The following is a 12306-nucleotide window of genomic DNA, read 5'->3' as shown; positions in this document are numbered from 1 at the left end:
GCAAAATATAATAGAAAAAGTTTTCTTTTGTCTGAATGTTGGGTGAGGGCTGTTGTCTGTGATACATAAAAGAGAAAGTCAGGAGACAATCGTAAAAGCATGGGGAGATACTGATAATTGAAAACAATTATTTTACAACAAAATTAATTAATTTCTTTGGGACATAAATGACTTTTACAACTTGTTTTCCTGAAAGGAAATTTTGCGCTTTTTCACTTTTTAAAGCTAACTTCTCAATGTTTTCTTTAGAATCATTAACAGATACTATAATAGTATCACGAAGCCTCCCATTAACTTGAACAGGAATTGTCATTTCATCTTCAATAATTATTTTTGAATCAAAAACCGGCCACACTTGACTACAAACAAATCCATCGTTTCCCAACATTACCCAAAGTTCTTCCGCTAAATGAGGGGCAAAAGGAGAGAGCATTAAGACTAATTGTTCTAGCTCCCACTTGCCAATATCATCTTTTGTGTCATAAAAGGCATTTGTCAATTCCATGAGCTTTGCAATCGCCGTATTAAACGAAAAGCTTTCAATATCCTCCGTTACCGCTTTAATCATTTGATGCGTTTTCTTTTTAGTTTTCTCATTGTTGCTATCTGTTTTTTGATTTCTGCTTTCTATTAAACGATACACTCTATTTAAAAACCTAAAAGCCCCTTCAACCGCGGTATCCGACCATTCAAGCTCCCTTGTAGGAGGTGACGCAAACAATATAAATAAACGAGCTGTATCTGCCCCATATTTATTTACAATATCATCCGGATCAACAACATTCCCCCGGCTTTTACTCATCTTCGCTCCGTCTTTTATAACCATCCCCTGCGTCAAAAGATTAGAAAAAGGTTCATCAACATTAGAATATCCTGCATCAAACAAGACTTTTGTAAAAAATCTGGAATATAACAGATGTAAAATCGCATGTTCTATTCCACCTATGTATTGATCAACAGGCATCCAGTTAGCTGCCAGCTTATGGCTAAATGGCTCATGGCTATTTTTAGGATCACAATATCTGAAATAATACCAGGATGAACAATTAAAAGTATCAAGAGTATCTGTTTCACGAATTGCATCACCGCCGCAAATCGGACATTTCGTATTTAAAAATTCTTGAGAGGTTTTTAGCGGCGAGCCCCCCTCCCCCGTAAACTTGACATCAGTTGGAAGCTTAACAGGAAGATCCTCTTTTTTAACAGGGACAATGCCACATTTATCACAGTAAACAATCGGTATCGGAGCACCCCAATAACGCTGGCGGGAAATCAGCCAATCACGGAGTTTGTAGTTTACAATCCACCTGGCAACCCCCTCTCCTTCAAGCCAATCACCTATATTATCGAGCGCTTCAGAACTTTTTTGGCCGTTAAACTGAGCGGAATCAACCATATAGCCTTCACCTTCAAAAGCTTCTGTAAGAATAGGACACGTTGGATCCGGATAATTAGAACAAATCACAATCTTCATTGGCAAATTATTCTGTTTAGCAAACTCAAAATCTCTCCCATCATGGGCGGGAACCGCCATAACAGCGCCTGTCCCGTATTCCATCAGGACGTAATCAGATGTCCAAACAGGTATCTTCTCGCCGTTTGCGGGATTAATCGCATATCCTCCGGTAAAAACTCCATCTTTTGCTTTTTTTACAGTTCTGTCGTGAACCGATTCATGCCTTACTTTTTCTTGGTATTTTTTTACCGCTTCTTCCTGCTCTGTCCCTTTCGAAAGTTCTTCCGTCAGGGGATGCTCGGGAGCCAATACCATATAGGTCACACCAAAAATAGTATCAGGGCGAGTCGTAAAAACTTTTAGCTTCTGTTTAGATGTTGGAAATTGAATTTCCAATCCTTCCGACTTTCCTATCCAATTTTTTTGCATCAGTTTAACAGATTCAGGCCAACCACCAAGTTTTTCAAGATCATTTAAAAGCCTGTCCGCATATTCTGTAATTTTAAAAAACCATTGCGTAAGTTTTCTCTCCTCAACAAGAGAATCACAACGCCAGCAGGAACCATCTTTTACCTGTTCATTTGCAAGAACTGTTTCACATTTTGGGCACCAGTTTACCGAAGATTCTTTTCTATGGGCCAACCCTCTCTCATACATTAAAAGAAACATCCACTGGGTAAATTTATAATAATCAGATTTACTTGTATTAACCTCTCGATCCCAATCATAGGAAAGGCCAAGCCTTTTAAGCTGAATTCTCATCCTCTCCACGCACTTATCTGTCCATGATTCTGGATGAGAGTTATGTTTTATTGCAGCATTTTCAGCAGGCATCCCAAACGCATCCCAACCTATAGGATTTAACACATTAAATCCGGACATCCTCTTAAAACGGGCGACAATATCTCCTATTGCATAATTGCGGACGTGTCCCATGTGGATATTCCCTGAAGGATAGGGAAACATAACAAGATTATAAAATTTCTTTTCTCCTTCAGTCGTAGCAAAAATATTACTCTCTTCCCATTTCTTTTGCCATTTTATTTCAATCTCCTGGAGTTTATATTCTGACATATTCTATGATTATACCTTTTTATGAATCAACACAACCGCATATGCCGAAATCCCTTCGCCTCGTCCGGTAAAACCCATCCCCTCCTCAGTCTTTCCCTTAATATTAATATGTGAAATATCTATCCCCAAAACTCCAGCCAAGATCTCTCGCATACTACTTATATGATCTTTCAGTTTTGGAGACTGACAAACGACCGTAGTGTCAACATTGTTTACCGCAAAACCTTTTTTGTCAATTTCTTTTACTATTTGTGATAACAATTCAAGACTAAAGACATCTTTATATTTTGGGTCTGTATCGGGGAAAAAATCTCCAATGCTCCCCGCACCAATAGCTCCAATCAAAGCGTCAATTATTGCATGAATTAAAACATCGGCATCAGAATGGCCAAGAAGTCCCTTGTCATTTGGGATCTCAACTCCGCCAAGAATAAGCTTACGGCCTTTTACTAATTTATGAGCGTCATATCCAAAACCTATTCGCATTTCACCCTCACAAATTTTCGTCTGCCAACCTGTATTACTCTTTCAGAGGTTAAATCCAACAGCCCTTTTTCTTCTGAAAAGACTTTCTCATCAATTTTAACCCCGTTTTGTTTTATAAGCCTTTTTGCCTCCCCATTTGATGAAGCTAAGCCTGTATCGACTAAAACCCTGATAATTTCGAGATTTCTCTCTTTGAAAGTTTTTAATGGAATATCACCTGGCAATTCTTTTCTTGAAAAAAGAGATTCAAAAGCCTCTTGCGCTTTTTGTGCATCTTTTTCCGAATGAAAACGGGCAACAATTATCCTGCCAAGCTGCTTTTTTGCCTCCATAGGATGCATAACTCTTATCTTTTCAAGCTCAACATCGGTTAAAAGCTCGTAGTAACGAACCATAAGCTCATCTGAAATCGACATAATCTTTGCAAACATCTTATCGGCCTCTTCTGTAACACCGATGTAATTCCCTAAGGATTTGCTCATTTTCTGTATACCGTCTAACCCTTCAAGAATAGGCATAGTAAGAACAACTTGAGGCTGTTTACCATATTCTCTTTGGAGCTCACGCCCCACAAGCATGTTAAATTTCTGATCTGTCCCTCCAACTTCAAGGTCAGAGTCCAGCACAACAGAATCATACCCCTGCATCAACGGATAACTAAATTCATGGACTGCGATCGACTGTTCATTTTTAAATCTCTTCTCAAAATCATTCCGCTCAAGCATTCTGGCAACTGTATACTTACTTGATAATTTTATGGAATCCTCAAAAGTCATTTTTTTAAACCATTTACTATTGTAGACAACCCCTGTTTTTGACTTGTCAAGAATCTTAAAAACCTGATCTTGATAGGTTTTAGCATTCTTTTCTATCTCTTCTTTCGAAAGAGCCTTTCTTGTTTCCGATTTACCGGTCGGATCCCCTATCATAGCGGTAAAATCGCCTATCAAGAAAATTATTTCATGGCCTAGATCTTGAAGTTGTTTTAGTTTATTTAGGACAACTGTATGGCCCAGGTGGATATCAGGCGCGGAAGGGTCGGCTCCAAATTTAATTTTGAGAGGTTTTCCTTTTTTAAGTTTTTCTACAAGCTCATTTTCGGGAATAAGTTCAACAATTCCGCGTTTGATAATATTTAATTGTTCTTGAATCGGTTTCATTTGTTTTTGATTTTATCATATTTACCCCGATTATTCACGATAAAACCAGATACTAACAAATTAAGAAACATTTACTCGAGGTATGAACCCCGATTATCCTAATCGGGGTGAATAATCGGGGTTTATAGTTGAAATTCTGCGATGAATTCGTTGATAAAAAAATCTAAGGGAAAAGGAGTTATAAACATATGAGAGTTGTACCGGCAGCCTTTTTTCATGGCAGAAATAAATCAATTCTTTTTGATATGGATGGAACAATCATTTGTACAGAGCCATTACATATACAAGCATGGGTTAAAGTTTGTCATCATCTGGGAATCTCTTCCGATAGTATTTCAAAAGAAAGAATCCCCGGAATATCAGGGATGGTAACTGCAGAGCAATTATCACAACAACTACTACAACAAACACAAAGAAGAAAATCTCCTAATGAAATCTACAAAATAAAATCTGAAGCATATAGAAGCTTCCTTCAACAGGCGCCACTTAAAGATGTTGAAATTCCAGGATTTAGAACTTTTTTCCAATCTTTAAGTTGCCAAAAAGGGCTTATTACTTCTTCCCCAAGAATAGAAGTAAATATGGTTTTAAAAATATTAGGAATTGATCAAGCCAGTTTTGGGTCAATCATATCAAAAGAAAATGTTAAAATACCAAAACCAGCCCCCGAAGGATATTTTCTATCTATGGAAAAAATGCGAGTTCAGGCTAACATTTGTTTAGGATTCGAAGATAGTCTTTCAGGGATTACAGCTCTTATTAGCGCTGGAGTAAAAAATATTGTTGTAATAGGAACATCATTATCTCAACAGCAATTAACAACCTTTATGGCAAACTATGAAGGGGTTAATTACAGTTATATCAAAAACTACAATGAGTTAAACCCCGATTATTCTCGATAAAACCAGAAACTAACAAACTGGGAGTGAGGAAAAAGCCTCTTTTAATTTCTTGTCAGACACATTATCAACCACAACAACTTTTCCGATCTTTACCGGCAAAACAAAACGTGCTTTCCCAGACTTTGCCTTTTTATCCATATATAAAGTTTTAATAATATCAGAAGCCTTTAAATCACATTTTGTCGGCAAACCAAGCCTGGAAATTAAAGAGACAATTCTGATCAAATCTTTTTCTTTCAGCATTTCTAATTTAAAAGCAAGATTTGAAGCAGCAAACATTCCTATGGCAATTGCTTCACCATGGGTATACGTCGAATAATTGGTCAAAGACTCAATCGCATGCCCAAACGTATGTCCAAAGTTCAAAATCATTCTCAAATGAGATTCTTTCTCATCTTTTGAAACAACTTCCGCTTTTATAGCAGCACAACGCCTTACAATCTCTATCCAAAAATCAGGTGTAGTTTTGGGATTTGCCTCTAAAAGTTCAAACAACTCCGGATCTTTTATAATTCCATATTTCACAACTTCAGCTAAGCCCGTCTTTATCTCTCTCATAGGAAGAGTCTTTAAAAAATCTGTGTCTATTAAAACAAATTTAGGCTGATAAAAAGCTCCTATCAAATTTTTACAAGAGGCATGATCGACACCTGTTTTACCGCCAATTGAAGCATCAACCTGCGCCAATAAAGTTGTCGGGATCTGAATAAAATAAATCCCCCTCATATAAGTTGCAGCCGCAAATCCCGCCAAATCCCCGACTACTCCCCCACCAAAAGCAATCAAAAGGGTATCTCTGTGAAGTTTTAATGTTGCCATCTGATCATAAACAGCAGAAACAGTATAAAGCTTTTTGAAATCCTCCCCCGGCGGAATATTTACGATAAAAGCTTTGTAAGGTTTTAATAATTTGAGCAATCTTAAACCATAAAGTTTGGCGACATTTGTATCTGTGATAATAACTATTTTAGAAAATTTAAGATTTTCAACGTATTGTTTTATTTCTTTAATAATCCCTGAACCAGAAATAATATCATAGCTTCTATCATTTAAATCAACTTTTATTTTTTTCATAATACTATTTATTTTCCAAGGCAATATTGTTTAACTCTTTAAAATATTCTATAACTTTCTTCACTACTTTATCAATAGTAAGATTGGATGTATCAATTTTATAATCCGCAACTTTTTCATAAAGAGGCTCGCGCTTTTTTAAAATCTCTCTTATCCTCTCCTGCTTATCCCCCTCTTCAATTAAAGGTCTATTCTTGACAAATTTGACCCTTTCAAAAATGACTTCCGGTTTGGTATAAAGGAGTATAAGAGGCCCAATTTGCTTAAGCATTTGAACATTTTCAGGACGTAAAACCATTCCGCCGCCTGTAGCAATTACAAAACGGTCATAATCTTGAAGAGTTCTTATGACTTCCGTCTCCAAATCACGAAAATACCTCTCTCCGTTTTCTTTAAAAATATCGTTAATTTTCTTCTTTTCGGTTTTCTCTATAACTTCATCAGTATCAAGATAAGAAAATCCTAACTGTTCCGCGACTTTTTTCCCAACATCAGATTTACCAGTCCCCATAAAACCTATAAGAACAATATTACTCATAAGTTCCCCTCCTTCAGTATAAGCTGCTTGCTAGCTATAAGCCATAAGCTATAAGCCATAAGCTATAAGCCATAAGCCAATATGCCCCCGACACGATTCGAACGTGCGGCCACCGGTTTAGGAAACCGATGCTCTATCCATCTGAGCTACGGGGGCAGGATTAGTAATTAGTTTTTTGTAGTTTGTAATTTGCAAAATACAAATTACAATCGCAAGAGACAAACTACAATTTACATTTTATCTCACCAATATACTTTTTTACAGCCAATTTAATAACTTCTCTAAGATTCGCATATTTTTTAACAAATCCCGGGGGATTCGGATACATTCCCAGCATATCATATGTCACTAAAACCTGTCCGTCACAGCTATCACCCGAACCGATCCCAATTACAGGAATCTTCAATGCTTTTGATATCTTCTTAGCCGTTTCAGGGTCAACAAGTTCCAAAACTATAGCAAAACACCCCGCTTTTTCAAGTGTTTTTGCCTCTTTCAATAGTTTATTTCCCCCCTTTTTGTCCCTACCATGAATTTTGTAACCTAATAAATTAACAGATTGGGGAGTAAACCCTAAATGCCCCATTACAGGAATGCCCGCTTTTATAATTTGTTTAATTGTCTCAACATACCCCACCCCTTCAACCTTTACAGCTTCTCCTCCCGCTTTAACCAAATCTATCGCGTTTTTTACAGCCAGGTCACTATCATGCTGGAAAGAACCAAAGGGCATATCTGCAACAACGAGGGCATGCGTAACTACCCTGGAAACAGCCTGAACATGAATTATCATCTCTGTCATTGTCACAGGAAGGGTGTTCCTGTACCCTAACATAACATCTCCCAAAGAATCGCCTACTAGGATAACATCAATCCCCGACTCATCCAAAACAGAAGCCATAAGAGAATCATAAGCTGTCAGCATCGCTATCTTTTTTTTAGACTGTTTAGAAGATATAAGTGACCTAGAAGTTATTTTTTCTTTTTTCGCCATGGTAAAGTAAAATCAACCTTTGAATACTGCTCACGATAAAGAGAAAAAAGCTTTTCCTCCAGCATTTCGCGAGTTAAAAACCTTGTTAAATAGCCGTTCTCTGCTATTGAGATGGTACCGTTCATTTCAGAAATAACGATAACTATCGCATCTGTAATTTCAGATAGACCAACAGCAGCCCTATGCCTTGTTCCCAACCTTTTATCGAGCAATCTTGATTCGGATAAAGGTAAAAGAGATCCTGCCGCCAAAATTCTATCTCCATGAATAATCACCGCGCCGTCATGAAGAGCCGATTTATTATTAAATATTGTGGTAAGCAACTGCTGGGATAAAAGACCTTCTATTTTTGTTCCAGATTCTATGTATTCATTTAATCCCGTACTGCGTTCAAGAACAATTAGCCCTCCTGTCTTCTCTTCGGAAAGCTGCTCTATTGCGCGAACAAGCGTCCTTATAAACCAAGAAGAGGGCTGGGGAGTAAAACCAAGCCTTGTTACAAATCTTCCGCGCCCCAATTGTTCAAGGGCACGCCTAAGCTCAGGCTGGAAAACAATTATTAAAACAACCAAAATTGCGGCAGCAAATTTTTCAAAAAACCAATTAATTGTATTTAACCCTAAAATTCTGGCAGTGGCAAAAGCAAACAACAAAATTATTATTCCTCTGATAAGATTGGCAGCTCTTGTCCCCCTAAGCCATAAAAGGATATAATATAAAAACACAGTGACAATAAGAACATCAATAAGATCCAAAATCCACCTAAGATGCATCACTGCCTCCTCTTTTTTACTAATCTTTACCGAGCATTATATCACAGGGCGGGTATTTACCACCACACCTCAAAAGGTAATATTCACCCCGATTATTCACCCCGATTAGGATAATCGGGGTTCATACCTCGAGTAAATGTTTGACAATTTGTTAGTTATTGATTCTGATATGAATAATCGGGGTTCATAAGCCCTTATCGGAGTCGGATTAAACTACAAAAATATCCTGAAATTTAAAAAACAATCTATCAATAACATGCTATATAGGAATTTAGTGTTTAAGGCAAATGAAGAATACTTTAGGTAAGAATGATTAATATTATGTTGAGCTTATTATGTTTTTAAATCATCTTTAATTCTTCATTTTATTAAGGGGGATAAAAAATGTTTAATAAAAAAATAGTTTCATTTGATTTAGGTAACACTGTTGACTGTGATATCTCTCAAGCTCTGCTAGACAAAATAAAAAGAGTGCGAGAGGGAAAAGAGCCTTTTTCAGATGAAATTGCGGATGAAATAAAAAAAATCGGCATCCCTATTATAAAATCTCGTATTCCTCAAATTATTCAGAATGGAAATATTGAAACTATTTTAATATGGTTGATAACCTCAAGGGGAAATTTGCCTGACGAATTAGCCAATAGAAAAGAATTTCCCGTGAATAGCCCTATTATACTAAACACAGGCTTATTCAATGTTTCTATCACCTCTTTTGGTTCAAGCAGGGTAGAAGAATTATCAAAAATGACGGTAGATTCCATAATTATTATTAAGACTGATGAAGAAATAAGCTCGCTTGCAATACTTGCAAATCTTATAACTTCAGGAGAGCCTTCTCCTAAGGTTGAAAAATACTTAAGATTAAGCGATCTGCCAGTAATAAAATATCCGTTTTTTTTAAAGCTTTTTAACCCTGATCATATAAAACAAGCACTTAAAAGAGCCAGAGGGAAGGCTCTAATTGTTGCTGATTTGGAAAGTGACAGTGATAAAACATTAAGCTTTTTTGAATCGCTAAGACGTGAAGGAGATAAAACCCCAATTATTATTGTAACAGCTGACAACAGTATGGACTCTTATAGAAGAATTGATTCAACCTGTGATTTTTTTATGTACAAACCAATCGGCATAGGGGATATCAACTTTTTAAGTGACCTATTAGTTAGTAGGCCCCAATAATAGATCAATCAATCAATCAATCAATCAAACAAGCTGCTGATAGATCTGTTTTCATAATTTCTCTTTATCGCTTCCGCCAAAAGTTCCGCGGAAGAGATCAGTTTAAACCCTTTAAACTGTTTCTCTTTTGGGATAGGAACAGAATCGGTAAAAACAGCCTCCTTAAAATCGGCATTGCTCATTTTGAGAACTGCATCGCCTGATAAAATCCCATGAGTGGAAACAACATAAATATCATTATTACAACCTGCCTGCCTAAGAGCGTTAACTCCTGCCGTAATCGTCCCCGCAGTATCTATCATATCATCTGTAATAATTACAGTCTTCCCATCAACATCCCCGACAACATGAGTAACATCAGATTTATGATGATCAGCTCGAACTTTGTGCAGAATGGCAAGTTCTGCGCCAATTCTATCAGCCAATTTTTTGGCGACTTTCGCACGGCCAGTATCAGGAGCTACAACAACCATATTTTTTAAATTTTTCTCACTGATATAACTTGAAAACAGAGGAAGAGCTGTCAACGTGTCCACAGGAATATTGAAAAAACCTTGTATCTGATCAGAATGTAAATCCATAGTTATTATACGGTCAGCGCCCGCAGTCTCCAATAAATTTGCAACCAATCTTGCGGAAACAGGCTCACGTGAAGCCGCCTTTCTATCCTGTCTTGCATAACCAAAATGAGGAAGAACAACAGTAATTGATTCAGCAGAAGCTCTCTTCATCGCATCTATAATAATAAAGAGCTCCATCAAATCTTCATTAACCTTTTCAGTACAGGTTTGAATAATAACTGCAGAATGGCCTCTAATATTAGTTAAGATTCTAGCGTAAATTTCTCCACCGGAAAATCTTGATATTTTTATTCTCCCCGGTTCAATCCCCAGATATTTTACAATTTTCTCTCCGAGTTCAGGATGGGAAGTTCCATAAAAAACACAAAGTTCAGAATTTACCATTTAAAGACTCCTTTATTCTGAAAATATTTTACGAAGGTATTCTAACATTGTAGGCGTTTAGTTTACAAGTAAAATTATGCCTCATAAAAGGAATCTCGGTTACTATTACGACAAGTTATCTTTTAAGATTGAATTCTCTTTTAAGACTGAATTCTCCGTTAGCATTAATCTCCGCATCATTCGTTAAAGAAAAATGCTCCAAAAAATCTTTTAAAGGAATGATCAAATCATATACATCTCGGTTTCCTATTTTATTAGCCCTCGCTCCTTCCATATTTTCTAAAAAACGAACCCTTATTATCTTTTCATCGTTTTCAATTAAAAGATCGGCAATCCATTTACGTATCATGTTATCGGTAATCCCCTTTTTTCCCAAGAGTTTTATAAAGTCTTTTTCTCTCATCTCTTTTTGTGTGGCCTTCCAACCCGTAGAATAAAACTCAGAACCAAAATCAAATCTATAATGAAAACACTTTGTCCCAAATCGAAGAGTATTTGGAATCCAGTTTATGTGCTCAGAAATCTTATCTATGTTATCAGCAAGAGCATACAATCCTTTAACAATTCTTAACCTTCCTTGTGTTAAGGTCGAATATTTAATAGTGAAGCTCACATCACCTGAGCTAATAGCTCCCGTCTTCTCAACAGTTCTTACTTTAATCATAGCAGGTGGAAGAGAAACACTTACTTCTAAGCTTGTAAGCTTAGCCGCAGCATTCAATACGCCGGAACTCAACGTCAACCCCTTTCCTATGCTATCAGCTTCAGGTTGCAATGCTTCGCCCAAACGGATCGCAAATTTAGGATCAGCCCTTCGTATATCTCCAGGAATTTCAGCTAATGCTGCCTTTGTTTTACCTGAAAGCGTACTTAAACCAGTTTGTGCCCACGCAGCAATATTTCTCACTTTACCTTTTACACTTGTAGTCACTGTCATAAATATCTCCTCCTAATATATTATTCATATTGATAATCTAATTATATTAATAGATCGTTATAAGTATCCTGAAATTTCAAGCTATTTTGCTGTAAGGCCAAATTAACCCCGATTAGGATAATCGGGGTGAAGAATGATAGCAGGGGTATTTATTGGGCTTGTTGCATAATGGTCATTCCCGTGAAAACGGGAATCTATTTCTCAGAAAACAAGATGGATCCCCGCTTTCGCGGGTATGACAAATTGCAAAATCCCCTATTATGCAACAAGCCCATTATGATAATCGGGGTTAAGAATGATAGAGGAGGTATTTATTACTGTGGAAAAAGGCCAGTAAGCGCCCATAAAATGATATAAGAGAAAAAAACTAAAAAATAGTCACTCTAAACAGCGGAAACAATAGTCCCCTCAAGAACCCACGATTTTGCGGATTTAATTTCTACGGGAACTATTTGGAACAGCAAATCCTTTCCCCCTTCAAAATAAACAACTTTGCTCCCTCTTGTTCTGCCGGAAAGTCGGCCGTCTTTGGCTTCCCCTTCCACCAAAACGTCCACAGTTTTATTTACAAGTTTTTGATTTTTTTCAAAAGCCATATCCGATACCACTCGCATAATTTTTTGTAAACGTTCTTTTTTAACTTTATCATCAACCTGATTATCCATAGCCGCAGCTTTTGTGTCAGGACGAATTGAATATACAAGGGTATTTACAGAATCAAATTCAGCTTTTTTTATAATATCCAAAGAGTCTTGAAAATCCTGATCT

11 protein-coding genes, 1 tRNA gene and 1 pseudogene are annotated in these 12306 nt (G+C 36.9%); 2 read left to right on the top strand and 11 right to left on the bottom strand.

Annotated elements, in window-relative coordinates:
• Nucleotides 1-127: 127 nt before the first annotated feature.
• From A2290_07155 to A2290_07145, 3 genes are read right to left on the bottom strand one after another with little or no spacing between them, the layout of a single operon-like run.
• Nucleotides 128-2530, bottom strand: coding sequence for a leucine--tRNA ligase (locus A2290_07155; protein OGC16148.1), 2403 nt, complete (start codon nucleotides 2528-2530; stop codon nucleotides 128-130).
• A 9-nt stretch (nucleotides 2531-2539) separates the two neighbouring features.
• On the bottom strand, nucleotides 2540-3016 hold the full coding sequence (locus A2290_07150) for a 2-C-methyl-D-erythritol 2,4-cyclodiphosphate synthase (GenBank protein ID OGC16147.1): 477 nt from the start codon (nucleotides 3014-3016) through the stop codon (nucleotides 2540-2542).
• A complete protein-coding gene (locus A2290_07145; protein ID OGC16146.1) occupies nucleotides 3007-4176 on the bottom strand; it encodes a tyrosine--tRNA ligase in 1170 nt (389 codons plus the stop codon). The genes A2290_07150 and A2290_07145 overlap by 10 nt, the downstream gene beginning before the upstream one ends.
• Before the next feature lie 188 nt (nucleotides 4177-4364).
• On the opposite strand from A2290_07145, the gene A2290_07140 reads away from it, so the two are divergent.
• Complete coding sequence (locus A2290_07140; protein OGC16145.1) at nucleotides 4365-5078, top strand: hypothetical protein; 714 nt, start codon at nucleotides 4365-4367, stop codon at nucleotides 5076-5078.
• A gap of 9 nt (nucleotides 5079-5087) precedes the next feature.
• On the opposite strand, the gene A2290_07135 is transcribed toward A2290_07140, so the two are convergent.
• The 5 genes from A2290_07135 to A2290_07115 form a co-directional block, all read right to left on the bottom strand.
• The gene (locus tag A2290_07135) at nucleotides 5088-6152 is read right to left on the bottom strand and encodes a 3-dehydroquinate synthase (protein OGC16144.1); all 1065 of its coding nucleotides are present in this window, start codon (nucleotides 6150-6152) and stop codon (nucleotides 5088-5090) included.
• A gap of 4 nt (nucleotides 6153-6156) precedes the next feature.
• Nucleotides 6157-6690, bottom strand: coding sequence for a hypothetical protein (locus tag A2290_07130; protein ID OGC16143.1), 534 nt, complete (start codon nucleotides 6688-6690; stop codon nucleotides 6157-6159).
• Between the two features lie 82 nt (nucleotides 6691-6772).
• Nucleotides 6773-6846, bottom strand: a tRNA-Arg gene (locus tag A2290_07125).
• Between the two features lie 67 nt (nucleotides 6847-6913).
• Nucleotides 6914-7684, bottom strand: coding sequence for a 3-methyl-2-oxobutanoate hydroxymethyltransferase (locus A2290_07120; protein ID OGC16142.1), 771 nt, complete (start codon nucleotides 7682-7684; stop codon nucleotides 6914-6916).
• A complete protein-coding gene (locus tag A2290_07115) occupies nucleotides 7663-8457 on the bottom strand; it encodes a TIGR00159 family protein (GenBank protein ID OGC16141.1) in 795 nt (264 codons plus the stop codon). The genes A2290_07120 and A2290_07115 overlap by 22 nt, the downstream gene beginning before the upstream one ends.
• A 384-nt stretch (nucleotides 8458-8841) precedes the next feature.
• Here A2290_07115 and A2290_07110 point away from each other — a divergent pair, with 384 nt between their 5' ends.
• Nucleotides 8842-9636, top strand: coding sequence for a hypothetical protein (locus A2290_07110; protein OGC16140.1), 795 nt, complete (start codon nucleotides 8842-8844; stop codon nucleotides 9634-9636).
• A 20-nt stretch (nucleotides 9637-9656) separates the two neighbouring features.
• Here A2290_07110 and A2290_07105 read toward each other — a convergent pair whose 3' ends face one another.
• The 3 genes and pseudogenes from A2290_07105 to A2290_07095 all read right to left on the bottom strand — a co-directional run bounded on the left by A2290_07105 (nucleotide 9657) and on the right by A2290_07095 (nucleotide 12306).
• On the bottom strand, nucleotides 9657-10601 hold the full coding sequence (locus tag A2290_07105) for a ribose-phosphate pyrophosphokinase (GenBank protein ID OGC16139.1): 945 nt from the start codon (nucleotides 10599-10601) through the stop codon (nucleotides 9657-9659).
• Between the two features lie 115 nt (nucleotides 10602-10716).
• Nucleotides 10717-11538, bottom strand: a complete 822-nt coding sequence (locus tag A2290_07100) for a hypothetical protein (protein ID OGC16138.1) — start codon at nucleotides 11536-11538, stop codon at nucleotides 10717-10719.
• Nucleotides 11539-11921: 383 nt separating this feature from the next.
• Nucleotides 11922-12306 (bottom strand): annotated as a pseudogene (locus A2290_07095) (hypothetical protein).

This window comes from candidate division WOR-1 bacterium RIFOXYB2_FULL_36_35, assembly GCA_001771505.1.
GTDB lineage: Bacteria > Margulisbacteria > WOR-1 > XYC2-FULL-46-14 > XYC2-FULL-37-10 > XYB2-FULL-36-35.
The sequence above is the reverse complement of the archived record's forward strand: the minus strand, read 5'-3'. Positions and strand labels throughout refer to the sequence as shown.

Bases quoted from the DNA above. Each gene is read 5' to 3' on its own strand.
- A2290_07140 (OGC16145.1), top strand. From the start codon at position 4,365: ATGAGAGTTGTACCGGCAGCCTTTTTTCATGGCAGAAATAAATCAATT.
- A2290_07135 (OGC16144.1), bottom strand. From the start codon at position 6,152: ATGAAAAAAATAAAAGTTGATTTAAATGATAGAAGCTATGATATTATT.
- A2290_07155 (OGC16148.1), bottom strand. From the start codon at position 2,530: ATGTCAGAATATAAACTCCAGGAGATTGAAATAAAATGGCAAAAGAAA.
- A2290_07130 (OGC16143.1), bottom strand. From the start codon at position 6,690: ATGAGTAATATTGTTCTTATAGGTTTTATGGGGACTGGTAAATCTGAT.
- A2290_07120 (OGC16142.1), bottom strand. From the start codon at position 7,684: ATGGCGAAAAAAGAAAAAATAACTTCTAGGTCACTTATATCTTCTAAA.
- A2290_07100 (OGC16138.1), bottom strand. From the start codon at position 11,538: ATGACAGTGACTACAAGTGTAAAAGGTAAAGTGAGAAATATTGCTGCG.
- A2290_07110 (OGC16140.1), top strand. From the start codon at position 8,842: ATGTTTAATAAAAAAATAGTTTCATTTGATTTAGGTAACACTGTTGAC.
- A2290_07105 (OGC16139.1), bottom strand. From the start codon at position 10,601: ATGGTAAATTCTGAACTTTGTGTTTTTTATGGAACTTCCCATCCTGAA.
- A2290_07150 (OGC16147.1), bottom strand. From the start codon at position 3,016: ATGCGAATAGGTTTTGGATATGACGCTCATAAATTAGTAAAAGGCCGT.
- A2290_07145 (OGC16146.1), bottom strand. From the start codon at position 4,176: ATGAAACCGATTCAAGAACAATTAAATATTATCAAACGCGGAATTGTT.
- A2290_07115 (OGC16141.1), bottom strand. From the start codon at position 8,457: ATGCATCTTAGGTGGATTTTGGATCTTATTGATGTTCTTATTGTCACT.